Below are 25,628 nucleotides of genomic sequence, written 5' to 3' on the forward strand. Positions count from 1 at the left end.
TTCACTCATGGAAGGAGATTGCCTTATGAAGCAGATTATTTTACCCGTCACTGTCCACCTGAATATCCGCCTGCCCCTTGCCCTGTTGCAGCGGAAAGCAGACGCGCCCACCGGCCCGGAGCCGGAGGCCCATGCCTGCCAGGGCTGCGGCAACTGCGGCGGGTGCGGGAAGTGCCAGCATGAAGAAAAGCAAGCCTGAACCCATCCCCGTCATGGACTACCGCCAGTATCGCAGAGCGCGGCGGCTGGTACATGAGTGCTGCAACTATGACGGCGGCAACTGTATCGCGCTGGACGATGGGGAGGAATGTGTCTGCGTCCAGTCCATTTCCTACTCCCTACTGTGCCGGTGGTTCCGGGCGGCGGTGCTGCCGCTGGACAGGGAACTGGAAACGGCCCTGTTCCACCGCCTGGACGCCAAGCGGTGCGCCGTCTGCGGGGCGCTGTTCACCCCCGGCTCCAACCGGGCCAAATACTGCCCGGAATGTGCTGGACGCATGAAGCGTATCAAGGCGGCCCAGCGCAAGCGGAAACAAAGGGCGAAATGTCACGCTTTAGGGGCTGAAAACCCCTTGTAAATCAAGGCTTTTTTCGAGGGTGTCGCTGGGGGCCTGATAGATTTATCCTCTGGCCCTCAAAACGGCCCTCTAAAGGCGTACAGACCCCTGAAACAAACCCCAAGGAGGAAATCCTATGTCAGACAACCGAAAATATTACTACCTGAAACTCAAAGAGAACTATTTTGACGATGACTCCATCGTGCTGCTGGAAAGTATGCAGGACGGTGTTCTGTACTCCAACATCCTGCTCAAGCTGTATCTGAAATCCCTGAAACATGGCGGGCGGCTTCAACTTGACGATAATATCCCCTATACGGCGCAGATGATCGCCACCATCACCCGCCAGCAGATCGGCACTGTGGAGAGGGCCTTGCAAATCTTCCTGAAGCTGGGCCTTGTGGAAGTGCTGGACAGCGGCACCTTCTACATGAGCAATATCGAACTGCTGATCGGCCAGTCCTCCACCGAGGCCGAGCGAAAGCGGGCGGCAAGGCTCCAAAACAAGGCTCTTTCCGCGCCCCGGACAAACGGCGGACATTTGTCCGACATTCGTCCACCAGAGATAGAGATAGAGTTAGAGAAAGAGATAGAGATAGAGATAAAGAGAGAGATAGAGAAGGGACGCCCCGAATCGGGGCGCACCGCCCGCGCTTATGGCCGTTACCAGAATGTTTTCCTGACAGACGAGGAACTGGCAGACTTGCAGGCCAGCTTTCCCACCGTATGGGGCCAGTACATCGAAAAGCTGTCCGAGTACATGGCCTCTACCGGCAAGCGGTATCAGAGCCACGCCGCCACCATCCGGCGCTGGGCCGGTGAGGACGCGAAGAAAGCAGCCCCGCCCACCCGCAACCGGGATTACAGCGTAAAGGAGGATGAAACCGTATGATGGAAATTACCGCAGAAATCCGGGCGCTGATCGACAAGGCAGCCGCCGGTATAGAACTGGCCGGGGACGAGTACATAGACCCGGCAGACGGCCTTATTCACTGTAAAAAGTGCGGCGGCCAGAGGCAGACCGTTGTGCCATGCTTTGGGAAACCGGGCTACTTCATGCCCCGCTGCATCTGCCAGTGCCAGCGGGAGGCCGAGGAACAGCGCAAGGCCGCCGAGGAACGGCAGCGCCGCATGGAGCGTATCAAGCGCCGGAAGGCCCAGGGCCTGCAAGACCGCTATCTGTACGACTACACCTTTGCCAACGACAACGGCCAAAATCCCCTGATGGACAAGGCCCGCGCCTATGTAGAGAACTGGAAGGAGGCATACAAAAACAACACCGGCCTGCTGCTGTTCGGGGATGTGGGAACCGGCAAGTCCTTTTTCGCCGGTTGTATCGCCAACGCCCTGCTTGACCGGGATGTGCCGGTGCTGATGACGAACTTTCCAACCATCCTGAACCGCCTGACGGGGATGTTTTCCGAGGACAGGGCCGAATTTATCACCAGCTTTGACGAGTACGACCTGCTCATCATTGACGATTTGGGTGTGGAGCGCAGTACCGAGTATGCGATGGAGCAGATGTTTTTCGTCATTGACAGCCGCTACCGCAGCCGCAGGCCCATGATTATCACCACCAACCTGAAGCTGGCCGAACTCAAGAACCCGCCTGACCTGGCTCATGCCCGTATCTATGACCGTATCCTGGAACGGTGCGCCCCGATCCTTTTTGCCGGGAAGAACTTCCGGGAGGAAAACGCCGGGGCTACCAGGCAGGCGGCAAAAGACATTGTGAACCGTAAGAGCGAATAATTGTTTTGCCGGACGGCACAGCCCCGCCCGGAGGAAGGAGCGCCATGAGCGAAGAAACCCGCACCATGCAGACCGCAGACACTACCCCTACCAGAGCGCCGGAGGATGCCCCCGCGCTGGTAAAGAAAATCGGCAAGACCACCTACAAGGTGCGCGTCCATTTCAGCCAGACCAGCACCGAAACCATGAGCGACAAAATCAAGCGTATGCTCAAAAATGAGATACAGCAGATGTGACCGGCTGATAAAGCCAGCCGCCTTGTGCTAAACTGATGGTGGTACGCACCAAAACTTTTATCCAAGGAGGACATGAAAATGCTGTACACAGAAAAAGAGAAAAATGAGATTGAGCGCGTCCGTAAAGTGTTCGAGAAACACATCCAACAAATGACTGGTTATGATTTGGTTTGGTCGGACAAGGTCGGCTATGTGTGGCTGGCAATATCTATCGACCCGATCTATATTGACACCGGAAACTGGATAGAGTCCGCTGCCAGCCTTTGTTATGAGTGCTTGAATGATATAGCACTGGATGTTTTCGGTATGACTGGAAACGACCATGACTTCGAGGACGCCGATCCGCTGGAACTGGCCGAGATTAAGCGGCGCTGGAAACCCTATATCGACCAACTGCCGGAATATGCGTACATTTGCGACGAACTGCTAAGCGGCCGCAAGTAACTCTACTCGCCTGAGTGTCAGGAGCATGAAAGTGCTTCTGGCACTTTTTTTGTGGCCTTTTTGTGAATTTGATTAAAAAGTCCTTGACAACTCGTTTCGGGCAAAACTTTGAAGTCGATCCTGATTTCCTGCGGCGCCCGCCTGGCGCCTTTTGACATCGCAGAGCTGCGGGACCTCATGGCGGAGGACGAGCTGGAGCTGGACACCCTGGGCGACCGGAAATCGGCGCTGTTTGTCATCCTCTCGGATACAGACAGCACTTTTAATTTCGTGGCGGCGCTCATGTACTCCCAGCTTTTCAACCTCCTGTGCGACAAGGCGGATGACTTCTACGGCGGCCGCCTGCCGGTCCATGTGCGATGCCTGCTGGACGAGTTTGCGAATATTGGGCAAATTCCAAACTTCGAGAAATTGATTGCTACCATCCGAAGCCGTGAAATATCGGCTTCTATTATTTTGCAGTCACAAAGTCAGTTAAAGACCATCTACAAGGACGCGGCGGATACCATCGTGGGTAACTGCGACAGCACCTTGTTTTTGGGAGGCAAGGAGAAATCCACCCTGAAAGAAATTTCGGAGCTGCTGGGGAAAGAAACGATCGACAGTTTCAATCAATCGGAGAACCGCGGCAGCCAGGTTTCCCACGGCCTCACCTATCAAAAATTGGGAAAGGAGTTGATGACACAAGACGAATTGGCAGTGATGGACGGAGGCAAGTGTATCTTCATGCTGCGGGGTGTGCGCCCGTTCCTCTCGGACAAGTACGACCTGACGAAGCACCCCAACTACAAATACACCGCCGACGCCGACAAGAAGTACCTCTTTGATATGGAACGGTACATGAAACGCAAACCGGCCATCGTAAAGCCGGATGAGCCTTTCGAGATGTACGAATTGACAGCAACGGACCTTCAATAACAATTCTACAACGAAGAAAGGAAATATGATTTATGGATTTTTTCACTAACGCTATCGACGTATTGCAGACTCTGGTGATTGCGCTGGGCGGCGGCCTGTGCGTGTGGGGCGGCATCAACCTCCTGGAAGGTTACGGGCAGGACAACCCTGCCTCCAATGCTCATGTACGGTAAAGAAGCAAGCAACCGAAAACAATAGATAGACCGCCAGCACTACACTATTCCGAACCAAAGACCAAAAGATAAGCATTTTGAGAAAATCTAAACTTTTGGATTTTCCTACAATGCCGACTACGGCGGAATCCCTCCCACTCCTTATATATTTCTTTCTGTATACATTGAATTTGTATTTAGTAAAATGCAGACAACACCACGGATCGGCTTTTGGCTGGACAATTCCAACCAAACACCGCAGCAGACAGTAGAAACCATTCTGAACGTTAGGAAGCCGGTATGATTGTTACATATAAGGGGAAGAAAAATTTCTTTTAGATACTTGTTTTCCTAAAACTGATGTGATATAATAATTCAATTCCAGAAAAGGAGTAAAAAATATGCGGCAAGGTATTCTTAAATAAAACTATAATCAAATAGTGGGAACAAAGGATTATGATAGTCCCTTTTGTAGGGGCTTAGTTTTTTGTACCCAATTTAAGAATACTTTTGCCTTATCAATTTTGACATATCCCCAAAAACAGCACTCACAAACAGGTGTATGCTGTATATGTGTATGTCCGCAAATTATCATCCCCAGTGGTAAAAGTATTTTACTGCTGGGGATTTTTATGCCCTTCGGGGCAGTAAAGGGAGGACAATCACATGAAAATAATCAATATTGGAATTCTTGCCCATGTAGACGCTGGAAAGACGACCTTGACGGAGAGCCTGCTATATGCCAGCGGAGCCATTTCAGAACCGGGGAGCGTCGAAAAAGGGACAACGAGGACGGACACCATGTTTTTGGAGCGGCAGCGTGGGATTACCATTCAAGCGGCAGTCACTTCCTTCCAGTGGCACAGATGTAAAGTCAACATTGTGGATACGCCCGGCCACATGGATTTTTTGGCGGAGGTGTACCGCTCTTTGGCTGTTTTAGATGGGGCCATCTTGGTGATCTCCGCTAAAGATGGCGTGCAGGCCCAGACCCGTATTCTGTTCCATGCCCTGCGGAAAATGAACATTCCCACCGTTATCTTTATCAACAAGATCGACCAGGCTGGCGTTGATTTGCAGAGCGTGGTTCAGTCTGTTCGGGATAAGCTCTCCGCCGATATTATCATCAAGCAGACGGTGTCGCTGTCCCCGGAAATAGTCCTGGAGGAAAATACCGACATAGAAGCATGGGATGCGGTCATCGAAAATAACGATAAATTATTGGAAAAGTATATCGCAGGAGAACCAATCAGCCGGGAAAAACTTGTGCGGGAGGAACAGCGGCGGGTTCAAGACGCCTCCCTGTTCCCGGTCTATTATGGCAGCGCCAAAAAGGGCCTTGGCATTCAACCGTTGATGGATGCGGTGACAGGGCTGTTCCAACCGATTGGGGAACAGGGGAGCGCCGCCCTATGCGGCAGCGTTTTCAAGGTGGAGTATACAGATTGCGGCCAGCGGCGTGTCTATCTACGGCTATACAGCGGAACGCTGCGCCTGCGGGATACGGTGGCCCTGGCCGGGAGAGAAAAGCTGAAAATCACAGAGATGCGTATTCCATCCAAAGGGGAAATTGTTCGGACAGACACCGCTTATCCGGGTGAAATTGTTATCCTTCCCAGCGACAGCGTGAGGTTAAACGATGTATTAGGGGACCCAACCCGGCTCCCTCGTAAAAGGTGGCGTGAGGACCCCCTCCCCATGCTGCGGACGTCGATTGCGCCGAAAACGGCAGCGCAAAGAGAACGGCTGCTGGACGCTCTTACGCAACTTGCGGATACTGACCCGCTTTTGCGCTGCGAGGTGGATTCCATCACCCATGAGATCATTCTTTCTTTTTTGGGCCGGGTGCAGTTGGAGGTTGTTTCCGCTTTGCTGTCGGAAAAATACAAGCTTGAAACAGTGGTAAAGGAACCCACCGTCATTTATATGGAGCGGCCGCTCAAAGCAGCCAGCCACACCATCCATATCGAGGTGCCGCCCAACCCGTTTTGGGCATCCATCGGACTGTCTGTTACACCACTCCCGCTTGGCTCCGGTGTACAATACGAGAGCCGGGTTTCGCTGGGATACTTGAACCAGAGTTTTCAAAACGCTGTCAGGGATGGTATCCGTTACGGGCTGGAGCAGGGCTTGTTCGGCTGGAACGTAACGGACTGTAAGATTTGCTTTGAATACGGGCTTTATTACAGTCCGGTCAGCACGCCGGCGGACTTCCGCTCATTGGCCCCGATTGTATTGGAACAGGCATTGAAGGAATCAGGGACGCAACTGCTGGAACCTTATCTCTCCTTCACCCTCTATGCGCCCCGGGAATATCTTTCCAGGGCTTATCATGATGCACCGAAATACTGTGCCACCATCGAAACGGTCCAGGTAAAAAAGGATGAAGTTGTCTTTACTGGCGAGATTCCCGCCCGCTGTATACAGGCATACCGTACTGATCTGGCCTTTTACACCAACGGGCAGAGCGTATGCCTTACAGAACTGAAAGGGTATCAGGCCGCTGTCGGCAAGCCAGTCATCCAGCCCCGCCGTCCAAACAGCCGCCTGGACAAGGTGCGCTATATGTTTCAGAAGATAATGTAACGTCTTGCGCAATGCAAGCGTTCATTGCTGGCTATTGCGAAATATCATTGATAAAATCAGTATCAGAGAGGAGAAACTATTTTGAACCAGGAACAGACGAATATTACAACAGGAAAGCAAATACGTCATCTGCGAACACAATTGGGAATGACACAGGAAGAACTAGCCGGGGAATTGAATGTTACCCGGCAGGCACTATCGAATTGGGAGAGAGATGTTAATGAACCCGATTTAAATATGTTGAAAAAAATTTGCTTTCTTTTTGGAGTCAACATGGACGATTTTGCGAAGGAGGTAATAACAAAGATGGAAACATATGAAAAAAAGGAGAAACGACAATTTAATAAGTACGATATGGCAATTGGACTTTTTTATGGTGTTGGTATATTTCTTGGCATTGGTATTTTCTTTGTTGGCGGTTTTATGACAATGTCAGGTGCAGGGTGGGGAGCATCACTATTTGGCGGTGGCTGTTTTTCTCTTGTATTTGGCTTGATATGCCATGCAGTTATTACATTGAGAAGAAATGACAAATGATGACATATCCTGCTTTCTATACTTTTCGGTAATACCGAGTAAAAAAAGCCGCTGCTTTTGGCTTTCCAATAGCGGCGGCTTAATGCAAGCGGCGGCAAAGGGAAATATCCTTTGAATACCTTACAGAAGAAAAGTTTTGCAGCATTACAAAAATAAAAGCCTATACCATTTTGGAAAGAAAAGATACATAATAGTCAAGACGACAACAATCAGAAGTTATGGAGGGTAACAATGGAATATAGTAAGGAAGATTTAATGGAAGCAAAAAAGCAAATTTTGGGAGTGGGAGAGAACATGGGAACAGAGGAAAGTAAAAAAATCTGGGAGGAGAACGCACAATTTTGGGATAATGCAATGGGTGACGAATCTAATGAATTTCACAGAGAGGTAGTGCGCCCCAAAGTAACGGAACTTCTATCTCCTAATCCTGCGGATTACATTTTGGATATTGCGTGTGGCAATGGAAATTATTCTTCGTATCTTGCACAAAGAGGTGCTTCGGTTGTCGCTTTTGATTACAGCAAAAAAATGATAGAATTGGCTAAAAGACGGCAATCACAATATGCAAAACAAATTGAATTTTGTGTGGCGGATGCGACCGATAGAAAAAGTATATTAGAATTAAAAAGAAATCGAGCCTTTACGAAAGCAGTTTCTAATATGGCAATTATGGATATTACGGACATTGAACCACTTCTTATGGCTGTTTATGAACTGTTGCAGGAAAGCGGAATTTTTGTCTTTGCAACGCAACACCCTTGTTTTGTCACGTTGACTGAAAAATATATGACACCGCACAGTTACTATGATATAGCGATTGAAGGGCAACCGAAAGAGCAGATTTATTATCATCGTTCCATACAAGATATTTTTAACCTTTGTTTTAGAGCTGGATTTGTCATTGATGGATTTTATGAAGAATGTTTCAAAACCAACAAAGAAATTCCTATGGTAATGATAGTAAGGCTTAAGAAGGTAAAACGTGATAGCTTAAAATAAATTCAAGTTTGTCGGGTAAATAGCAAACCCAGCCGAGCCAGTCAACGATAAAATGAACGCCGCTTCGCGCCGTCGTTGACAGCCCCGCCCGTCTTTGCTGGTAGGCAATCAAGGGGCGACAGCAAGGAGTACTGCCGCCCCGCACTATTATTCAGAGAGGGGGAATTTCCATGACCGAAGATGAAGCCTACAAGGTGCATATCCAGTACACATTCAATGCCTTTTGCAAGGTAGTCATTCGTCACGCAGCCATAGATAAAATCTTGAAGCTGCGCCGGAGGTGGGAACGGGAAGTTTCCCTTGATTATCTGATGAGTGAAAAGTTTGTCCAGCTTGCCGAGCCGGAGTAGCTTGAAGAATATCTTTTTACCGCCTGCGGCCAGACCGCCGTTCTGTATCATGCGGAGCTTGCCGCCGCCCTTGCCCTTTTGCCGGAGCAGACGCAGGAAGAAATTTTTCGTTACTATTTCCTGCGCCAGCCGCAGCGAGTGATCGGCGTACATATTGGCCGGACACGCAGCACAGCGGGGCGGCATATCCGGCTTGCCTTGCAGCGGTTAAGGCGGCTCATGGAGGGAAATGACTATGAGTAAACTTCTCCCCTATGAAACAATCGTCAAAGCCCATGAGGGCGACCCGGACGCAATCGACACCATTCTTTCCCACTATGCCGGATATATCCGCTACTGTTCCAAAGTACACGGGAAAGTCAACGCCGAAGTTGAGGAACATATAAAGCAACAGCTCATTGCCGCCCTGTTCAAATTTCGCTTTGACCGATAAACAAAGAACAAACACTGGCTGTCATTAGCGGTTTCACTCCAGCCAGTTTACAATTCATCTATTCCTAAAGGAAGCAGGTCATAGTATAATAGAACCAACGACAAATATACTTTTAGGGGAGATATAGCAATATGAAAAGTAATAAATACTTAACTATTGGCTTATTAACAGGATTTATTGTCGGTGGTTGCATAGGTGTGTTGGCATGGGCGTTTTTGCAAAATCTTTTTGCTATTTCTATTTGTGCAGGTATCGGAATGTTGATTGGAATTGTTATAGGTACATTGATTGATTATGAAAAAAATAATCATCAAGAGAAATAGAAAAAATGCACAATGCCTTAAAGGGAAAACAGGAATTTATTGTGCTATCCATCATCGGGCCAACCTGACCTGAACTTTCAAAACTGAATATCCACCGCCCATCGGCGGCCAGCGAAAGCAGTAAGTCTGAAAAAGATTTGCTGCTTTTTTCTTTATCCGTTTGGCAAAATCGCAAAGTCATCCGTAGTAGGTAGGTGAAGCCGGAAACAAAAAATTTTCTGCGGCGGTAGCCAAATCTGCATTTTCTGTATTTCTAAGGCAAAGGAAAATTTGAGAAAATTCCCGGCAAGCGGGTAGCTGGCGGCCTTTGAAATGTATCTTTAGCGGAAAGAAAGAACTGCGGGTAAAAATCGCCCCACGCCGTAAGATTTTTGCAGAAATCCGGCCAAAACAGGCGGCAGCTATACGAGTAGTAAGTGCAAGGGGAAATCTACGGCTTACTTAGAGCAAGTTTCTACCACGGTGCCAAAATCCGCAATTCTGCGGTTTTGCCCCTCGCGGGAAACTTGTTGGGGAGTGCCTTCCCCAAACCCTGCTATGCGGCTTACGCCGCAAAAATATTTCTGTCCGGCAGACAGGAAATGCCCCGAAAATAGCTAACAGACCAGCCCATTTTTTGTGATAAGTGAAAGGAGGTTTACAGCCCATGCCGAAGCGATACAACACCCCCCACCGCAGCCATGTTGTGAAAACCCGGCTGACCGATGAAGAATACGCCGACTTCACAGAACGGCTTGCGCCCTATGGTATCAGTCAGTCCGAATTTCTCCGGCAGGCCATCCGGCGCACTACCATACGCCCCGTACTCCATGTGTCGTCAGTCAATGACGAGCTGCTCTCCGCTGTCGGGAAGCTCACAGCCGAGTACGGCAGGATTGGCGGCAATCTCAACCAGATTGCCCGCACCCTCAACGAGTGGCATAGCCCCTACCCGGCTATGGCAAAGGAATTGCGGGAAGCGGCCGCCGACCTTGCCGCCCTCAAGTATGAAGTCCTAAAGAAAGTAGGTGACGCCGTTGGCAACACTCAAGCATTTAGGCTCTAAGAACGCCGACTACGGAGCCGCCGAACAATACCTGCTCTTTGAGCATGACGAATTTACTATGAAGCCCGTCCTTGATGAAAACGGCAGGCTTATCCCCCGTGAGGATTATCGCTTGTCCACGCTGAACTGCGGCGGCGAGGATTTTGCCGTTGCGTGTATGCGCTCCAATCTCCGCTATGAGAAAAATCAGCGGCGGGAGGATGTGAAAAGCCACCACTATATCATCAGCTTTGACCCACGGGACGGGCCGGACAACGGCCTGACCGTAGACCGGGCGCAGGCGTTGGGGGAGCAATTCTGTAAAGAGCATTTCCCCGGCCATCAGGCCCTTGTCTGCACCCACCCGGACGGGCATAACCACAGCGGCAACATCCATGTGCATATCGTCATTAACAGCCTGCGGATAGAGGAAGTGCCGTTCCTGCCCTACATGGACAGGCCAGCGGACACGAAAGCCGGGTGCAAGCACCGCTGCACCGACGCAGCCCTACGCTACTTCAAGTCCGAGGTCATGGAGATGTGCCACCGGGAAGGACTTTACCAAATCGACCTCTTGAACGGCAGCAAGAACCGTGTCACAGACCGGGAATATTGGGCGCAGAAAAAGGGACAGGCCGCACTGGACAAGCAGAACGCCCCCATGATTGCAGGCGGTATCACGCCCCGGCAGACCAAGTTTGAAACGAACAAGGAGAAGCTGCGGCAGACCCTACGGAAAGCCCTTGCCACCGCTGCCAGCTTTGACGAGTTTTCCTCTCTGCTGTTGCGGGAGGGTGTGACCGTCAAGGAGAGCCGGGGGCGGCTGTCCTACCTCACGCCAGACAGGACGAAGCCTATCACCGCCCGGAAGCTGGGCGGCGACTTTGACCGCACCGCCGTCCTTGCCGTTTTGGAGCAGAACGCCCAGAGGGGCGTAACGGTTCGCTACACCCCGCAGCACCAAGCCGCCAGAGCCGCCGAACAGACCGCAGCCATACCCGAATACCTACACGCCGGGAAAGGCCGCTTACAGGGCGAAAAGACAGGGAAAATCGACCCCAGACAGGACAGTGTGCAGCGGCTTGTGGACATTGAGCAGAAGATGGCCGAGGGCAAGGGCAAAGGCTATGAACGATGGGCGAAGATACACAATCTGAAACAGGCCGCCAAGACCCTGACCATCTACCAACAGTACGGCTTTTCTTCCCCGGAACAGCTTGAAGCCGCCGTTGCTACCGCCTATCAGGAAATGCGCCAGACCAGCGGCGAACTGAAAGCACTGGAAACGAAGCTGCAAGGGAAAAGGGAGTTGCGGCAACAGGTACTTGCCTATGCCAAGACCAAGCCCATCCGCGAGGGGCTGAAAGCGCAGAAATCCGAGAAAGCCCGCGCCGCATACCGCCAGGCAAACGAGAGCGATTTTATCATAGCCGAAGCCGCCGCCCGGTATTTCAAGGCACAGGGGCTTACCAAGCTGCCCGGCCGAAAAGCGTTGCAGGCCGAGATCGAGCAGCTTATCTCCGAGAAAGACGGCCTGTACAACACCTATCACGAACAGAAGCAGCGGTTCAGGGAGTTGCAGACCGTCAAGCGGAACATCGACCAGATTTTGCGCCGGGAAGAGCCGCACCGCAGAAAGGAGCAGAGCCATGAACGATAAGCCGTCCCGCATGGACTACCGCCAGCACCAGGCAGCCCGCCGCCTTGTGCATGAGTGCTGTAACTACGACGAGGGGAACTGCCTGCTGTTAGACGACGGGGAGCCTTGCGTGTGCGTCCAGAGCATTTCCTATTCCCTCATGTGCCGCTGGTTCCGTGTGGCTGTCCTGCCCCTTGACGGGGAGCTGGCCGCAGCCCTCTTGTACCGGGGGAGCCGGAAACGCTGCGCGGTCTGCGGGGCGGCCTTTGTCCCCAAATCCAACCGGGGGAAATACTGCCCCGGCTGCGCCGGGTGCATGAAGAAACGCAAAGCCGCCGAGAGAAAGCGGAAACAAAGGCAGAAATGTCACGCTTTAGAGCCTTTCAAACCCGCATAAATCAAGGCTTTTTTCGTGGGTGTCAAAGGGTATGCGATACATTTATCCTTTCCCCCCGGAAATGCCGTCCTAATGCGTGACAAAGCCCAAAAACGACACAACACAGAGGGAGGTGATACTATCGCTGATTATATCAGGGCAGACACCACGCTGCCCGCCTATCTTCCATACCCCCGTTTCCTGCTGAAAATGGAGATTTCACAGACCGCCAAGCTGCTGTATGCGCTTTTATTAGACCGCTCCACCCTGTCACAGAAGAACGGCTGGCAGGACGGCGAGGGCAGGATATTCATTGTCTACCCCGTTGCGGAGATAGCGGAAATGCTGGACAAGGGTTGTACCGCCATCAAGGGAGCCTTGAAAGAACTGGACGCAGCCGGGCTTTTAGAACGGGAACGGCGGGGCTTCTCCGCACCCAATCGGCTTTATGTGAAAGTGCCGCCTGTCCCAGTGGTACGGTTTTCCGACCAACTGATGGCCGGAAAAGCGACCCTCATACAGTCGGAAAAGCGACCTTATGACGGTCGGAAAACCGACCCTATGATGGTCGGAAAACCGACCCCTAACAAAACTAATATAAACAACTTAATAGAGAACCAAACAATGAGAGCGAGTGGGGAGCCGCCCACAGCTTATGGCCGATATGAGAATATTTTTCTGTCAAAGGACGAATATGACGAGTTACAGGCAGAATACCCGGACAGGCTGGAACGGCTGATTGAGGAAATGAGCCATTACCTTGCCGCCAGCGGGAAAGCCTACCAGAATTATGCCGCCGCCTTGCACAGATGGGCGGCCAATGACAAAAAGGGAGCCGTAAAACAGGGCATCCCCGACTATACCTGTATGGAGGGAGAAAGCTTATGACAAGTGAAATCAAAGATATTTTGGAGAACATGACAACCGCCGCCCCGGAGATGGAGGACTATATCGGCGAGGACGGACTGCTTTACTGCGGAAAGTGCCATACGCCGAAAGAAGCCTACTTCCCGGAGGGTAAGGAGCTGTTTGGCCGTGACCGCCACCCGGCAGAGTGCGACTGCCAGAGAGCCGCCCGTGAGCAGCGGCAGGCCGCCGAGGAACACCGCCGCCATGTGGAAGCCGTGGAAAATCTGAAACAGAGGGCTTTTGCCGACTCAGCCATGCAGCAATGGACATTCGAGAACGACAACGGCAGAAACCCGCAGACCGGGATTGCCCGGCGGTATGCGGAGCATTGGGAAGAAATGCAGGCCGAAAACATCGGCTGCCTGTTCTGGGGGAACGTCGGCAACGGGAAAAGCTACCTTGCGGGCTGTATCGCAAACGCCCTCATGGAGAAAGAAGTCCCCGTATATATGACGAACTTCGCCGTTATCCTGGGCGACCTCTCTCCCGGCTTTACAGGCCGGAATGAGTATATTTCCCGCCTTTGCCGCTATCCGCTGCTTATCATTGACGACTTCGGCATGGAGCGTGGCACCGACTATGGACTGGAACAGGTATTCCATGTGATTGATACCCGATACCGCAGCAACAAGCCGCTGATCGCCACCACCAACCGCCCGCTGGACGAGTTGAAAAAGCCGACAGACACGGCCCATTCCCGGATTTATGACCGACTGCTGTCCATGTGCGTCCCGATACGCTTTACTGGCGTCAACTTCCGGCAGGAAACCGCAAAGCGGAAAATGGAAACCATGAAGAAACTGCTGGCTGAATGAAAGGAGTATTGCCTATGGAGAATATCAAGCAGCACGACCACCGTACCACCCGCCGCCCCGACTGCGTGACGGAAATCCGCATGGGGAATACCGTTCTTGTCGTGTCCGGCTTTTTCAAGAAAGACACCACCAGCACCGCCGCCGACAAGATGGCGAGGGTACTGGAAGCGGAAGCCGCTGCTACACAAAAAAAGGCGATTTGACAAGCTGTAAAGAAGCAGATTTATCACTTTTACCGCTGTACAGCCGCCCCTGTTCCGTGGTACAATGAAACCACGGAATAGTGGGGCTGGCTGTCGGAAACGGAGGATTTTATGTTAAGACAAGCCACCCAAAACCTCATTACCGCCCTTTATCCGAGATTGTCCCATGAGGACGAATTGCAAGGCGAGAGCAATTCCATTTCCAACCAGAAACGGATTTTGGAAGCCTACGCCAAGCAGAACGGCTTTACCAATCTGCGCTGGTACACCGACGACGGCTACTCAGGTGCGAACTTCCAGCGGCCCGGATTTCAAGCCATGCTTGCAGACATTGAAGCCGGGAAAGTCGGCACCGTCATAGTCAAGGACATGAGCAGGCTGGGGCGTAATTACTTGCAGGTGGGATTTTACACGGAAATGCTGTTCCCTCAAAAGGGCGTGCGTTTTATCGCTGTCAATGACAACGTGGACAGCGCAAACGGCGGCATGGACAATGATTTTACCCCTCTGCGGAACTTATTTAACGAATGGCTGGTGAGAGATACGAGCAAGAAAATCAAGGCAGTAAAGAAAGCAAAAGGCATGAGCGGCAAGCCTGTAACCAGCAAGCCAGTCTATGGCTATCTCATGGACAAGGACGAGAACTATATCGTTGACGAGGAAGCCGCCCCGGTTGTCCGGCAGATTTACCAGCTTTGCCTTGCGGGAAATGGCCCGACCAAGATTGCCCGTATGCTGACGGAGCAGCAAATCCCCACGCCGGGGACGCTGGAATACCGCAGGACGGGCAGCACCCGACGCTACCACCCCGGCTATGAGTGCAAGTGGGCGACAAACACCGTCGTCCATCTGCTGGAAAACCGGGAGTACACTGGCTGTCTGGTAAACTTCAAGACGGAGAAGCCCTCTTACAAGGTCAAGCACAGCGTTGAGAACCCCATCGAGAAGCAGGCTATCTTCCCAAATCACCATGAGCCGATTATCGACACGGAAACATGGGAGCGTGTGCAGGAGTTACGCAAGCAGCGAAAACGCCCGAACCGCTATGATGAAGTGGGGCTGTTCTCTGGTATGCTGTTCTGCGCCGACTGCGGCCATGTGCTGTATCAGCAGCGGTATCAGAACAAGAACCGCAAGCAGGACTGTTATATCTGCGGCAGCTACAAGAAGCGTACCCGTGACTGTACGGCACACTTTATCCGCACCGACCTTTTGACGGCGGGCGTGCTTTCCAATCTCCGGCAAGTGACGGAATACGCCGCCAGGCATGAGAGCCGCTTTGTAAAGCTGCTCATCCAGCAGAACGAAATCGGCGGCAAGAGAAAGACCGCCGCAGCCACGAAGCAGCTTGAACAGGCCCAGACACGCATTGCCGAAGTGAACCGCATTATCAAGCGGCTGTATGAGGACAATGTAAGCGGCAAAATCAGCGACGAGCGTTTCATGGAGCTGTCGGCGGACTATGAGCAGGAGCAGCGGGAACTGAAAGACCGGGCTGCCGCTTTGCAGGAGGAACTTTCCAAGTCGCAGGCCGCCACCGTCAACGCCGAGAAATTCATGGGGATTGTGAGAAAGCACCTTGCTTTTGAAGAATTGACCCCCACCCTCTTGCGGGAAATGATTGAGAAAATCGTCGTGCATGAGTGCAGCTATGACGAGAACGGCACCCGCAGGCAGGACATTGAGATTTATTACAGCTTTGTCGGCAAGATAGACTTGCCGGAAGCCTAACGCCTGACCTATCCGACACAGCCCTAAGTGCCGGATAGGAACGGCAAAATTTTTTACACTTCTATTACTTCTTTATCGCACATTAGCAAAAAGCCAGGGCATCAAGCAGCTCATGGCCGGCGGCGGTGTCGCCCTCATCGGCCTGACCCTGATCCCCCTGCTGTCCGGCCTGCTCTCCGCCTGATGTCTGCCAGCAGACCCCACGGGAGGCCCCGGCACACGGGGCCTCCCGGAAAGGAGGTGATCCCCGTTGATCTTTGACGCGATACAGGAGTGGTTCCAGGAACTGCTCATCGACGGTATCATTTCAAACCTGACCGGGATGTTTGATACCCTGAATACCAAGGTGGGCGAGATCGCCGGGGAGGTGGGTATGACGCCCTCCGCGTGGAACAGCGGCATTTTCAACATGGTCCGCAATCTCTCGGAGACCGTGATCGTCCCCATCGCCGGCATCGTCCTCACCTTTGTCATGTGCTATGAGCTGATCCAGCTCATCGTAGAAAAGAACAACCTCCACGACTTCGACACCTGGATCTTCTTCAAGTGGATCTTCAAGACCTTCTGCGCGGTGCTCATCGTCACCAACACCTGGAACATCGTCATGGCGGTGTTCGATGTGGCGCAGAACGTGGTCAGCCAGAGCGCCGGCGTCATCATCTCGGACGCGGGCATCGACATATCCGGCGTGACCGCCGACCTGGAGACCCAGCTCGCGGACTGGAGCATCGGCGCCCTGCTGGGGCTGTGGTTCCAGAGCATCTTCGTGGGGCTGTGTACGCAGATCCTCTCCATCTGCATCTTCCTGGTGATCTATGGCAGGATGATCGAGGTGTATTTGGTGACCTCGATAGGTCCCATCCCCTTTGCCACGATGGTGAACCGGGAATGGGGCAACACGGGGCAGAACTATCTCCGCTCCCTGCTGGCCCTGGGCTTCCAGGCGTTCCTCATTATGATCTGCGTGGGCATCTACGCGGTGCTGGTGGAGGGCATCTCCCTGAGCGGCGACAACATTTCCGGCGCTATTTGGGGGTGCATGGGGTACACGGTGCTCCTGTGTTTCACCCTCTTTAAGACCGGTAGCCTCGCAAAGTCTCTATTTGGAGCGCATTAGAGGGAGGCCGGCATGGAGAAGAAATACAATGTCATCTACGCGGACCCGCCCTGGTCCTACAAGGTATGGAGCAAAAAGGGCGCGGGCCGGAGCGCGGAAAGCCATTATCCCACCATGAGCATAGAGGCCATCAAGGCGCTGCCAGTATCCCGGCTTGCGGCCGGGGACTGCGCCCTGTTCCTCTGGATCACCTTCCCCATGCTCCGTGAGGGCTGGGGTGTTATGGACGCCTGGGGCTTCACCTTCAAGACGGTGGCCTTCGTGTGGGTGAAGCAGTGCCGCAAATCGGACAACATCTTCACCGGGATGGGATACTGGACCCGCGCCAACGCGGAGATCTGCCTGCTGGCGACCCGCGGGCACCCGAAACGGGCAGCCAGGGACGTCAAGCAGGTCATCCTCTCCCATGTTGAGGAGCACAGCAAAAAGCCGGATGAGGCGCGGCGCCGGATCGAGGCCCTGATGGGAGACGTCCCCCGGATTGAGCTGTTCGCCCGGCAGGCGACTCCCGGCTGGGATGTATGGGGAAATGAAGTAGCAAGCGACATTCAGCTTGCGGAAAGGAGCTGATTTTATTGGCCTATGTAACGATCCCGAAGGACCTGAGCAAGGTACAGAGCAAGGTCCTGTTCGGGCTGACCAAACGGCAGGTGATCTGTTTCGGAGCGGCAGCAATTATCGGCGTGCCGCTTTTCTTTTTGACCAAGGGGGCACTTGGCACCACCACGGCGGCCCTGTGCATGATCCTGGTGATGCTTCCCTTCTTCCTGTTCGCCATGTACGAGAAGAACGGGCAGCCCCTGGAGGTGTTCCTGGGACATCTCATTGAAAACAAATTTATCCGCCCAAAGACGCGGATCTACCAGACCAACAACCTGTACTCCGCCCTGGTGCGGCAGTACGAATTGGAACAGGAGGTGAGAGCGATTGCAGGCAAAAACGGCAAGACCCGCAAAACCGGCAGGGGCAAGGCGCAAGCTGACCCGCGCCGAGCGTAAGCAGATCGAGGCAGTGGTCCGTCAGGCCAAGGGGGACGGGAAAGCCCATACAGTGCAGGAGAGCATCCCCTTCCGCAATATGTTCCCGGACGGCCTGTGCCGGCTGGAGGGCGGGACCTTCTCCAAGACCATCGCCTTCGAGGATGTCAACTACCGCCTGGCTTCGCCGGAGGGCCAGCGGGATATATTTGAACACCTCTGCGATTTCTACAACGGCTACGACCCCACCATCGGGGTGCAGATGTCGCTCAGCAGCCGGTATGTGGAGCATGGGCCGGAGGAGGACCTGTTCGGCATCCGTCCCCAGGGGGACGACCTGGACCCCGTCCGGGAGGACGCGGCCGGGATACTCCGCTTCCAGTATGAGCGGGGCAGCAACGGCTATGTGAAAACCAAGTATGTGACCCTGACCATCGAGGCGGAAAACCTTCCGGCGGCGCGGGCGAGGTTCGCCCGCATCGAGACCGACACCCTCAACCGCTTCAAGGTCATGGGCGCCGCCGCCCATGTGCTGGACGGGAAGGAGCGGCTGGAGCTGCTTCACGGCATCCTCCACCCGGAAGGAGGCAAGTTTGCCTTCGATTGGGACTGGCTGGCGCCCAGCGGGCTGTCGGTCAAGGACTTCATCGCCCCGTCCTCCTTCCACTTTGGGGAGACCCGTACCTTCCGCATTGGTGAGATGTACGGCGCGGTGAGCTTTTTGCAGATCACCGCCCCGGAGATCCACGACCGCATTTTGGCGGAGTTCATGGAGACCGAGGGCAACATCCTGGTGACCATGCACATCCGGGGCATCAACCAGAATGAGGCCATCAAGATGGTCAAGCGCAAGATCACCGACCTGGACGCCATGAAGATCGCGGAGCAGAAGCGGGCGGTGCGGAGCGGATACGATATGGACATCCTCCCCAGCGACCTTGCCACCTACGGCGGCGCGGCAAAGACCATCCTCCAGGACCTGCAAAGCAGGAATGAGCGGATGTTCAACCTGACCTTCCTGGTCATGCACATGGCGGAGACAAAGCAGAAGCTGGAGATCGCCGTATCCCAGGCGGCCAGCGTGGCGCAGACCTACAACTGCCTCCTCACCCGGCTGGACTTCCAGCAGGAGGACGGGCTGATGAGCAGCCTCCCCCTAGGCCTCAACCGTATCAAAATCGAGAGAAGCCTCACCACTTCGGCACTGGCGGTGTTCGTGCCCTTCGTCACCCAGGAACTGTTCATGGGCGGGGACGCCATGTACTACGGCCTCAACGCTTTGAGTAACAACATGATCCTTCTGGACCGCAAACAGTCCAGAAGCCCCAACGGGCTGGTGTTCGGCACGCCGGGCAGCGGCAAGTCCATGAGCTGCAAGCGGGAGATCACTTTCATCATCCTGACCACAAAAGATAATGTCATCATCTGCGACCCGGAGGACGAGTATTCGCCCCTGGTGCGCCGGCTGGGCGGGCAGGTCATCCGGCTGTCCCCGTCCAGCACCGACTATGTGAACCCCCTGGACATCAACCTCAACTATTCAGACGAGGAGAACCCCCTGGCGCTGAAAAGTGATTTTGTCCTGTCCTTCTGCGAGCTCATCATGGGGAGCAAGACGGGGCTGGAGGCCATCGAGAAAACGGTCATCGACCGGGCGGTGCAGAAGATCTACCAGCCCTACTTTGCCGACCCCCGGCCGGAGAATATGCCCATCCTGGGCGACCTGATGGAGGCGCTGCTGGCGCAGGGCATCCCGGAGGCCGACCGGGTGGCCCAGGCGCTGGATCTGTATGTGAACGGTTCGCTGAACTTCTTTAATCACCGCACTACCGTGGACATCCGCAACCGGCTGGTCTGCTTTGACATCAAGGGTCTGGGCAAAAACCTGAAAAAGCCGGGGATGCTCATTGTCCAGGATGCGGTGTGGAACACCGTCACCATCAACCGGGCCATTGGGCGCTCCACCTGGTATTTCGTGGACGAGTTCCACCTCCTGCTGAAGGAGGAGCAGACGGCGGCCTATTCGGCGGAGATCTGGAAACGGTTTAGAAAATGGGGCGGGGTGCCCACCGGGGCGACCCAGAACCCCAAGGACCTGCTCTCCTCCCCGGAGATCGAGAACATCCTGGAAAACAGCGATTTCATCTATATGCTCAACCAGGCCGCCGGCGACCGCAAGATTTTGGCGGAGCGGCTGGGCATTTCGGCGGAACAGCTTGCCTATGTGACCAATTCCGAGCCGGGCCATGGGCTGCTGTTCTTCAACAATGTGATCCTGCCCTTTGCGGACGACTTCCCAAAGGACACGGAGCTTTATAAGCTGCTTACCACCAAGCCCAGCGAGGTGGAGCACGCGGCGGAAACGGAGGAATGAATATGAAAAACAAGATTTACATTATCGACGGCAAAACCTATCTCTCCCACATCAACGATGAGGTCCACCTGTACGGCCTTCTCCACCAGCTCGCCTTCCTGGCGGGCCGGATCAAGGACGAGGAGGACGTGTTCCATGTGCTGGACGCGGCGAAGCGCTACGGCGAGATCGCCGAGGAGAAGTTTCAGGGCTGGGGCATCCCCGGCCGCTACCTGGTGTTCGGCGACCCCAGGGACCTGAAGGACCTTATGGCAAAGGAGCTGGCGGAGGCCACCCCGGTACCCGTGGAGGAGCCGAAGCCCAAGAAGTATAAGGATGAGTACATCATCCCCGGCTATGGCTTCCGTATGCTGGTGGGCGACATCCACAACCTGATCGTCCTCTACTACTCGCTGGCCCGCCGCCTGTCCGAGGCGGAAACGGAGAAGGACTTCCTCCGGCTGAAGAAAAAGGCCGGCGGCTATGAGAAGGTGCTGAAAAAGCTCTACCGCAGCCTGGGCCTCCCGGAGGACAGCAATGCCGCCCAGGACGTCCTGGAGGAGTCCATCATCCGCCGCCATAACCTGGTCCGCCTGGAGGATGTGGAGGAGCCCCAGGACGAGGGAGACCTTGAAGGGGACGAGGTATGGAGCGACTGACCCATGTGAGCCTGTTCTCCGGCATTGGCGGTCTGGACCTGGCGGCGGAGGCGGCCGGGTTCGAGACCGTCTGCCAGTGTGAGTGGGCGGACTACCCCTATTCCATCCTGGAGCGGCACTGGCCGGATGTGCCGAAGTTCCGGGACATCACCACATTTACGAAGGAGGCGTTTTTTGAGAAAACAGGACTTGAAACAGTCACCATCATCTCTGGCGGCTTCCCCTGCCAGCCCTTCTCCACCGCGGGAAAGCGGAAGGGCTTTGCGGATGAACGCTACCTGTGGCCGGAGATGTGCAGAGTTATTACCGAGCTGCGGCCCCGTTGGGTGCTTGGGGAAAATGTTGCTGGCTTCATCAATATGGGGCTCGACAAAACGATTTTTGACCTGGCAAAAGCGGGATACGCTGTTCTCCCATTCGTATTTCCGGCTTGCGGCGTCGGCGCGTGGCATGAGCGCCAGCGAACTTTTATCGTCGCGGCTGATGTTTCCCACGCCCCTTGCCTCCGACAAATCCACCTGCAGGGACGCGGCAAACCTGGATGTGTACCTGTCGGACAATGGGATCTTCCGCAAGCGGAACAAGGATGGGACGATCTGGAGCCTGAGCCTTTCGGCGGCGGTGTTCTACCTGACGCCGGCGGCGTCGGAGGGCTACCGCTCCACCCTGAAACCCACGGCCTTCCGGGGCAAGCCCCCGTCCAGCAACCTTTCGGCCCAGGTGATCCACCAGGAGCAGCCCCTGTCGGAGAAGGCGGCGCTGAACCCCGATTGGGTGGAATGGCTCATGGGCTTCCCCCAGGGATGGACGGCCGTATCCTCTGGCGAGAGGAGCCCACAGACATCCCCCGCATAACGGAGGACACGAAGGACCGGGCCCTGCGGCTGAAAACCCTGGGCAACGCGGTCTGCCCGCCCCAGGCCTATCCCATTTTTCACTATATCGCGGCGATTGAGACCGGGGCGTGCGCCAGCATCTGCCCCTATGGAGGAGGTGACGGATAAATGCAGGAATGGAAAGCCTCTGAGAAGGAGGCCCAGAAGATGACCCGTGACGGGGCCATTTCGGTGAACCTGGTGACCGGCGAGGCTACCCATGTTTCGGACCGTTCCCCGGAGCAGGACTATTCCACCGCTGATGAGACCGCCGGTGTGCTGAACCGGGCGGCGGACGAGGCGGCGAGCCATGTGGAACGGCGCCAGGCGAAAAAAGCGCGGCGCAAACGGCGCGACACCTTCCGGGAGGGTGAGGCGGCCAGGGATCGCCCTTCCTCCCGTTTGCAGTTTTCCGAGGCAGACCGGGCGGCGCCAGAGCTGAAAAAAGCTGTCCGCAAGTCGGACAAGGCGGCGGATAAGCTGGATACGGCGAAGGCCGCTGTCCCCGTGAAGCCTCCCGGTAAGGAGCATGGCAATCCCTTATCCCGGCCGGTGCAAGAGGTCAAGTCCACTCTCCACGGCGAGGTGAGCAAGGTGGAGGGCGAGAACTCCGGCGTCCAGGCCGGCCACCTGGGGGAGCGGCAGATCGAGAAGGCCGTGGGCTATGGCGGCCGGCGCTTCCACCAGGCGCGGGCAGACCGCAAGCTGAAACCCTGGCGGGATGTATCAAAAGCGGAGCAGGCGGCGGTGAAGGCCAATGCGGATTTCTATTGGCAGAAGTCCGTCCTGGAAAATCCCCAGCTTGCGTCCAGCAATCCCATCTCCCGCCTGTGGCAGAAGAAACGTCTGCAAAAACAGTACGCCGCCGCCCACCGGGCAGGGACCGGCGCTGCCCAGGCCGCAGGCAAGGCGTCCCAGACCGCCGCCTCCGCAGCGAAGAAGGGCGGCGGGACCATCGCCCAGAAGCTGGGCGGCTTCGTCACCAAGAACAAGCACACCCTCCTCATCGTGGGCGGGATCGGCCTGATCCTCATGCTCATCATGGGGCTGATGCAGTCCTGTACCTCCATGTTCGGGGGCGGGACTTCCGGCCTGGTGGCCTCCTCCTATCTTTCTGAGGACGCGGACCTGACCGGGGCCGAGGCCGCCTACTGCGAGATGGAGGCCGAGTTGCAAGAGTACCTGGACACCTACGAGGCCACCCACGACTACGACGAGTACCACTTTGACCTGGATGAGATCGAGCATGACCCCTATGTGCTGCTGTCCATCCTGTCCGCCCTCCATGAGGGGGTGTTCACCCTGGATGAGGTACAAGGGGATCTGGAAATGCTCTTTGACAAGCAGTACATCCTCACCGAGACCGTGACCACCGAAACAAGGTATCGGACAGAAACGAGGACGGACAGCGAGGGCAACGAGTACGAGGTAGAGGTTCCCTACACCTGGTACATCTGCACCGTCACGCTGGAGAATTTCGACCTCTCCCATGTGCCGGTCTACATCATGGGCGAGGATCAGCTCTCCATGTACGCCGTGTATATGTCCACCCTGGGCAACCGGCCGGACCTGTTCCCGTCCTCCGGGTATGTGGGCAAGTATGTGGAGAACCCGCCTACGGCCTGGGACATCCCCGCCGAGTATCTGACGGATAAACGGTTTGCCACCCTCATCACCGAGGCGGAGAAATACCTGGGGTATCCCTATGTGTGGGGCGGGAGCAGCCCGGAGACCTCCTTCGACTGTTCCGGCTTCGTCAGCTATGTGCTCACCAGCACCGGCCTGTGCAACACCGGGCGGCTGGGCGCTCAGGGGCTCTACAATATCTCCACCCCGGTATCCGATCCCCAGCCGGGCGACCTGGTGTTTTTCGTGGGGACCTACGACACTCCAGGCGTTTCCCATGTGGGCATTTATGTGGGTGACAATATGATGCTGCACTGCGGAGATCCGATTTCCTACACTAATTTGAACACCAGCTACTGGCAGTCTCACTTTTATGCCTACGGCCGGCCGCCGTACAACTGATGGGAGGTGGTAAAGCATCAATATGGTTTCCTACGGGGGCGGTGTCAACAGCACCGCCCTTTTGATCGGCCTGCACCAGCACCGCATCCCCGTGGACCTGATTCTCTTTGCGGATACCGGGGCGGAGCATCCCCACACCTATGCCTATCTGGACATTATGGACCGCTGGCTGAAGGACCACGGGATGCCGCCTATCTCCAGAGTCTACAAGACCACGCGGGATGGAAAGCAGCTGACCCTGGAGCAGGAGTGCTTGCAGAGCGGCACCCTGCCCTCCATCGCCTACGGCTTCAAGCGGTGTTCCCTGAAACACAAAATCGGGCCGCAGGAAAAGTTCTGCAATCACTATTTGCCCTGCCAAAAGGCATGGGCGGCGGGCAAACGGGTGGTGAAGTTCATCGGCTACGACGCAGGTGAGGGCTACCGCAGCGACAAGGTACTGCTGGGCGACCTGGCCGACCCCAAGTACAGCAAGTGGTATCCCCTGATGGAGTGGGGATGGGACCGGGCGGCTTGTATGCAGGCCATTGAAAATGCGGGCCTGCCCCAGCCGGGCAAATCCTCCTGCTTCTTCTGCCCCAGCATGAGGGCGGAGGAGATCATCCACCTGCGGGACCACCACCCGGACCTGTTCCGAAGGGCCATCGCCCTGGAGGACAACGCCCGCCCCAATTTGAAAACGGTCCAGGGCCTGGGCCGGAACTACTCATGGAAAGAACGATTTGGAAAGGAGTTTTGCGAACATGGCAACTGTTGAGAAGATCCGCCGTGACATTGAAAAGACCAAGGAGAAGATCTCCGAGCAGCAGAAGCGCCTCCGCACCCTGGAGGCCCAGCTCACCGAGGAGGAGAACCTGGAGATCGTCCGCATGGTCAAGGCGGTAAAGATGGACAACCGGGAGCTGACGGCCTTCCTGAAGGCCTACGCCAGCGGCCTCATCACCCTGCCGGAGGGCATGATGGAGGCGGAGGCCGCGGCGGACCCCGGCGAGAATGAGATGGAGGATACCGAGTATGAAGAATAAGAAGATCATCCGCCTGTTTACGGCGGCCCTGGCCGTGGCGCTCTGTGCCACGGCCTTTGCTGTCCCCGCTTTCGCCGGCGGCGGGGAGGGCGAACCCTACTACACCGAAACGGCCGGGACGGAGGCGGACCCTGCGGAGGACGCCGAAGCCCCGGAGGTCACTGTCACCGATGAGGAAGATCCCGCCGGCGATGATAGCGCAGACAATAACACGGAGGCTGACGGGGACGCCCTGAATCAGATCACCGAGCTGCTGGGCGACCTGGGGACCGTGACCGTCACCGAGGACGGTATCCTGTTCACCCCTGACGCGGAGAAATGGGAGACCCAGCAGACCGGCACCGTGACCACCTGCGGCGGCAACCTGAATGTCCGCACCGGCGCAGGGCTGGACAACGACGCCTTCACCCAGCTTCCCGATGGGGCGCAGGTGGAAGTCATCGGCACCGAGGGCGAATGGGTCAAGGTACTTCTGCCGGAGCGGGAGGGCTATGTCCACTCCGACTACCTGACCATCACGGACACGGGCAGCTTCTCCCTCTCTCTGGACGGGACGGACCTCTCCGCCCTGCTGGAGCTGGTCTCCTCCGGCTTCTCCGGGGGCGGAGGG

The 25,628-nt window shown here is 55.3% G+C and carries 28 protein-coding genes and 4 pseudogenes; all 32 read left to right on the top strand.

The annotated features are described in order from the left end of the window. The first annotated feature begins 25 nt into the window (after nucleotides 1-25). Nucleotides 26-199 (top strand): hypothetical protein, encoded by a 174-nt coding sequence (locus E0L15_RS03005; RefSeq protein WP_168124507.1) that lies wholly within the window; start codon nucleotides 26-28, stop codon nucleotides 197-199. After that, on the top strand, nucleotides 180-578 hold the full coding sequence (locus E0L15_RS03010) for a cysteine-rich VLP domain-containing protein (RefSeq protein WP_087221679.1): 399 nt from the start codon (nucleotides 180-182) through the stop codon (nucleotides 576-578). Before E0L15_RS03005 ends, E0L15_RS03010 begins: the two co-directional genes overlap by 20 nt. Before the next feature lie 115 nt (nucleotides 579-693). Continuing rightward, complete coding sequence (locus tag E0L15_RS03015) at nucleotides 694-1,449, top strand: phage replisome organizer N-terminal domain-containing protein (RefSeq protein ID WP_168124508.1); 756 nt, start codon at nucleotides 694-696, stop codon at nucleotides 1,447-1,449. Next, nucleotides 1,446-2,309, top strand: a complete 864-nt coding sequence (locus E0L15_RS03020) for an ATP-binding protein (protein ID WP_168124509.1) — start codon at nucleotides 1,446-1,448, stop codon at nucleotides 2,307-2,309. Before E0L15_RS03015 ends, E0L15_RS03020 begins: the two co-directional genes overlap by 4 nt. A 44-nt stretch (nucleotides 2,310-2,353) precedes the next feature. After that, a complete protein-coding gene (locus E0L15_RS03025) occupies nucleotides 2,354-2,545 on the top strand; it encodes a transposon-encoded TnpW family protein (RefSeq protein WP_168124510.1) in 192 nt (63 codons plus the stop codon). Between the two features lie 78 nt (nucleotides 2,546-2,623). Next, nucleotides 2,624-2,989 carry a hypothetical protein gene (locus E0L15_RS03030; protein WP_071429084.1) on the top strand — a complete coding sequence of 122 codons (366 nt, stop codon included), beginning with the start codon at nucleotides 2,624-2,626 and terminating at the stop codon, nucleotides 2,987-2,989. Nucleotides 2,990-3,076: 87 nt separating this feature from the next. Beyond that, nucleotides 3,077-3,907: pseudogene (locus tag E0L15_RS03035) on the top strand (TraM recognition domain-containing protein); the annotation flags it as partial. 32 nt (nucleotides 3,908-3,939) lie between these two features. Beyond that, a complete protein-coding gene (locus E0L15_RS03040; RefSeq protein WP_021659600.1) occupies nucleotides 3,940-4,080 on the top strand; it encodes a Maff2 family mobile element protein in 141 nt (46 codons plus the stop codon). 645 nt (nucleotides 4,081-4,725) lie between these two features. Beyond that, nucleotides 4,726-6,645: a tetracycline resistance ribosomal protection protein Tet(W) gene (gene tet(W) / locus E0L15_RS03050; RefSeq protein ID WP_000691721.1), complete on the top strand. Its 1,920-nt coding sequence runs from the start codon at nucleotides 4,726-4,728 to the stop codon at nucleotides 6,643-6,645. An 81-nt stretch (nucleotides 6,646-6,726) separates the two neighbouring features. Beyond that, nucleotides 6,727-7,182 carry an XRE family transcriptional regulator gene (locus E0L15_RS03055; RefSeq protein WP_001071126.1) on the top strand — a complete coding sequence of 152 codons (456 nt, stop codon included), beginning with the start codon at nucleotides 6,727-6,729 and terminating at the stop codon, nucleotides 7,180-7,182. Between the two features lie 231 nt (nucleotides 7,183-7,413). Beyond that, a complete protein-coding gene (locus tag E0L15_RS03060; protein WP_000456787.1) occupies nucleotides 7,414-8,181 on the top strand; it encodes a class I SAM-dependent methyltransferase in 768 nt (255 codons plus the stop codon). 170 nt (nucleotides 8,182-8,351) lie between these two features. Next, nucleotides 8,352-8,774: pseudogene (locus E0L15_RS12295) on the top strand (sigma-70 family RNA polymerase sigma factor). Further along, nucleotides 8,767-8,964 carry a helix-turn-helix domain-containing protein gene (locus tag E0L15_RS03070; protein WP_001909500.1) on the top strand — a complete coding sequence of 66 codons (198 nt, stop codon included), beginning with the start codon at nucleotides 8,767-8,769 and terminating at the stop codon, nucleotides 8,962-8,964. The pseudogene E0L15_RS12295 and the gene E0L15_RS03070 overlap by 8 nt, the downstream one beginning before the upstream one ends. A gap of 131 nt (nucleotides 8,965-9,095) precedes the next feature. Next, entirely contained in the window at nucleotides 9,096-9,287 is a 192-nt protein-coding gene (locus tag E0L15_RS12300; RefSeq protein WP_000841357.1) for a hypothetical protein, read from the top strand. A gap of 646 nt (nucleotides 9,288-9,933) precedes the next feature. After that, nucleotides 9,934-10,332, top strand: coding sequence for a plasmid mobilization relaxosome protein MobC (locus tag E0L15_RS03080; RefSeq protein WP_001126628.1), 399 nt, complete (start codon nucleotides 9,934-9,936; stop codon nucleotides 10,330-10,332). Then, nucleotides 10,304-11,971 carry a relaxase/mobilization nuclease domain-containing protein gene (locus E0L15_RS03085; protein ID WP_009249723.1) on the top strand — a complete coding sequence of 556 codons (1,668 nt, stop codon included), beginning with the start codon at nucleotides 10,304-10,306 and terminating at the stop codon, nucleotides 11,969-11,971. The genes E0L15_RS03080 and E0L15_RS03085 overlap by 29 nt, the downstream gene beginning before the upstream one ends. Continuing rightward, nucleotides 11,961-12,347 (top strand): cysteine-rich VLP domain-containing protein, encoded by a 387-nt coding sequence (locus tag E0L15_RS03090; protein WP_000998386.1) that lies wholly within the window; start codon nucleotides 11,961-11,963, stop codon nucleotides 12,345-12,347. The genes E0L15_RS03085 and E0L15_RS03090 overlap by 11 nt, the downstream gene beginning before the upstream one ends. Nucleotides 12,348-12,419: 72 nt before the next feature. Continuing rightward, nucleotides 12,420-13,214, top strand: a complete 795-nt coding sequence (locus E0L15_RS03095) for a replication initiator protein A (RefSeq protein WP_001205019.1) — start codon at nucleotides 12,420-12,422, stop codon at nucleotides 13,212-13,214. Beyond that, entirely contained in the window at nucleotides 13,211-14,050 is an 840-nt protein-coding gene (locus E0L15_RS03100; RefSeq protein WP_000200031.1) for an ATP-binding protein, read from the top strand. The genes E0L15_RS03095 and E0L15_RS03100 overlap by 4 nt, the downstream gene beginning before the upstream one ends. Nucleotides 14,051-14,064: 14 nt before the next feature. Then, nucleotides 14,065-14,253 carry a transposon-encoded TnpW family protein gene (locus E0L15_RS03105; protein ID WP_000427739.1) on the top strand — a complete coding sequence of 63 codons (189 nt, stop codon included), beginning with the start codon at nucleotides 14,065-14,067 and terminating at the stop codon, nucleotides 14,251-14,253. A 111-nt stretch (nucleotides 14,254-14,364) separates the two neighbouring features. Then, nucleotides 14,365-15,984: a recombinase family protein gene (locus E0L15_RS03110; RefSeq protein WP_000945966.1), complete on the top strand. Its 1,620-nt coding sequence runs from the start codon at nucleotides 14,365-14,367 to the stop codon at nucleotides 15,982-15,984. Between the two features lie 85 nt (nucleotides 15,985-16,069). Next, nucleotides 16,070-16,168, top strand: a pseudogene (locus tag E0L15_RS12620) (Maff2 family protein); the annotation flags it as partial. Between the two features lie 66 nt (nucleotides 16,169-16,234). Continuing rightward, a complete protein-coding gene (locus E0L15_RS03120) occupies nucleotides 16,235-17,101 on the top strand; it encodes a VirB6/TrbL-like conjugal transfer protein, CD1112 family (RefSeq protein WP_021661448.1) in 867 nt (288 codons plus the stop codon). Between the two features lie 12 nt (nucleotides 17,102-17,113). Next, nucleotides 17,114-17,671: an MT-A70 family methyltransferase gene (locus E0L15_RS03125; RefSeq protein ID WP_087235115.1), complete on the top strand. Its 558-nt coding sequence runs from the start codon at nucleotides 17,114-17,116 to the stop codon at nucleotides 17,669-17,671. A gap of 5 nt (nucleotides 17,672-17,676) precedes the next feature. Beyond that, nucleotides 17,677-18,099, top strand: coding sequence for a PrgI family protein (locus E0L15_RS03130; RefSeq protein ID WP_087238554.1), 423 nt, complete (start codon nucleotides 17,677-17,679; stop codon nucleotides 18,097-18,099). After that, nucleotides 18,029-20,452 carry a VirB4-like conjugal transfer ATPase, CD1110 family gene (locus E0L15_RS03135; protein WP_168124511.1) on the top strand — a complete coding sequence of 808 codons (2,424 nt, stop codon included), beginning with the start codon at nucleotides 18,029-18,031 and terminating at the stop codon, nucleotides 20,450-20,452. The genes E0L15_RS03130 and E0L15_RS03135 overlap by 71 nt, the downstream gene beginning before the upstream one ends. Before the next feature lie 2 nt (nucleotides 20,453-20,454). Continuing rightward, a complete protein-coding gene (locus E0L15_RS03140) occupies nucleotides 20,455-21,090 on the top strand; it encodes a hypothetical protein (RefSeq protein ID WP_168124512.1) in 636 nt (211 codons plus the stop codon). Beyond that, entirely contained in the window at nucleotides 21,078-22,094 is a 1,017-nt protein-coding gene (locus E0L15_RS03145) for a DNA cytosine methyltransferase (protein WP_168124513.1), read from the top strand. Before E0L15_RS03140 ends, E0L15_RS03145 begins: the two co-directional genes overlap by 13 nt. Continuing rightward, on the top strand, nucleotides 22,095-23,993 hold the full coding sequence (locus tag E0L15_RS03150; RefSeq protein WP_168124514.1) for a C40 family peptidase: 1,899 nt from the start codon (nucleotides 22,095-22,097) through the stop codon (nucleotides 23,991-23,993). Nucleotides 23,994-24,009: 16 nt separating this feature from the next. Beyond that, entirely contained in the window at nucleotides 24,010-24,750 is a 741-nt protein-coding gene (locus E0L15_RS03155; protein WP_168124529.1) for a phosphoadenosine phosphosulfate reductase family protein, read from the top strand. Further along, nucleotides 24,737-25,018 carry a DUF4315 family protein gene (locus E0L15_RS03160; protein WP_003510898.1) on the top strand — a complete coding sequence of 94 codons (282 nt, stop codon included), beginning with the start codon at nucleotides 24,737-24,739 and terminating at the stop codon, nucleotides 25,016-25,018. The genes E0L15_RS03155 and E0L15_RS03160 overlap by 14 nt, the downstream gene beginning before the upstream one ends. Continuing rightward, a pseudogene (locus E0L15_RS12625) lies at nucleotides 25,008-25,517 on the top strand (SH3 domain-containing protein); the annotation flags it as partial. The gene E0L15_RS03160 and the pseudogene E0L15_RS12625, both read left to right, overlap by 11 nt. Nucleotides 25,518-25,628: the final 111 nt, after the last annotated feature.

Source organism: Pseudoflavonifractor sp. SW1122, assembly GCF_012027765.1.
GTDB classification, from domain to species: domain Bacteria; phylum Bacillota; class Clostridia; order Oscillospirales; family Oscillospiraceae; genus Enterenecus; species Enterenecus faecium.

Coding starts and splice junctions, on each gene's coding strand:
- E0L15_RS03090 (WP_000998386.1), top strand. CDS start 11,961: ATGAACGATAAGCCGTCCCGCATGGACTACCGCCAGCACCAGGCAGCC.
- E0L15_RS03030 (WP_071429084.1), top strand. CDS start 2,624: ATGCTGTACACAGAAAAAGAGAAAAATGAGATTGAGCGCGTCCGTAAA.
- E0L15_RS03015 (WP_168124508.1), top strand. CDS start 694: ATGTCAGACAACCGAAAATATTACTACCTGAAACTCAAAGAGAACTAT.
- E0L15_RS03125 (WP_087235115.1), top strand. CDS start 17,114: ATGGAGAAGAAATACAATGTCATCTACGCGGACCCGCCCTGGTCCTAC.
- E0L15_RS03010 (WP_087221679.1), top strand. CDS start 180: ATGAAGAAAAGCAAGCCTGAACCCATCCCCGTCATGGACTACCGCCAG.
- E0L15_RS03140 (WP_168124512.1), top strand. CDS start 20,455: ATGAAAAACAAGATTTACATTATCGACGGCAAAACCTATCTCTCCCAC.
- E0L15_RS03105 (WP_000427739.1), top strand. CDS start 14,065: ATGGAGAATATCAAGCAGCACGACCACCGTACCACCCGCCGCCCCGAC.
- E0L15_RS03060 (WP_000456787.1), top strand. CDS start 7,414: ATGGAATATAGTAAGGAAGATTTAATGGAAGCAAAAAAGCAAATTTTG.
- E0L15_RS12300 (WP_000841357.1), top strand. CDS start 9,096: ATGAAAAGTAATAAATACTTAACTATTGGCTTATTAACAGGATTTATT.
- E0L15_RS03070 (WP_001909500.1), top strand. CDS start 8,767: ATGAGTAAACTTCTCCCCTATGAAACAATCGTCAAAGCCCATGAGGGC.
- E0L15_RS03145 (WP_168124513.1), top strand. CDS start 21,078: ATGGAGCGACTGACCCATGTGAGCCTGTTCTCCGGCATTGGCGGTCTG.
- E0L15_RS03095 (WP_001205019.1), top strand. CDS start 12,420: ATGCGTGACAAAGCCCAAAAACGACACAACACAGAGGGAGGTGATACT.
- E0L15_RS03040 (WP_021659600.1), top strand. CDS start 3,940: ATGGATTTTTTCACTAACGCTATCGACGTATTGCAGACTCTGGTGATT.
- E0L15_RS03005 (WP_168124507.1), top strand. CDS start 26: ATGAAGCAGATTATTTTACCCGTCACTGTCCACCTGAATATCCGCCTG.
- E0L15_RS03025 (WP_168124510.1), top strand. CDS start 2,354: ATGAGCGAAGAAACCCGCACCATGCAGACCGCAGACACTACCCCTACC.
- E0L15_RS03110 (WP_000945966.1), top strand. CDS start 14,365: ATGTTAAGACAAGCCACCCAAAACCTCATTACCGCCCTTTATCCGAGA.
- E0L15_RS03160 (WP_003510898.1), top strand. CDS start 24,737: ATGGCAACTGTTGAGAAGATCCGCCGTGACATTGAAAAGACCAAGGAG.
- E0L15_RS03020 (WP_168124509.1), top strand. CDS start 1,446: ATGATGGAAATTACCGCAGAAATCCGGGCGCTGATCGACAAGGCAGCC.
- E0L15_RS03080 (WP_001126628.1), top strand. CDS start 9,934: ATGCCGAAGCGATACAACACCCCCCACCGCAGCCATGTTGTGAAAACC.
- E0L15_RS03150 (WP_168124514.1), top strand. CDS start 22,095: ATGCAGGAATGGAAAGCCTCTGAGAAGGAGGCCCAGAAGATGACCCGT.
- E0L15_RS03100 (WP_000200031.1), top strand. CDS start 13,211: ATGACAAGTGAAATCAAAGATATTTTGGAGAACATGACAACCGCCGCC.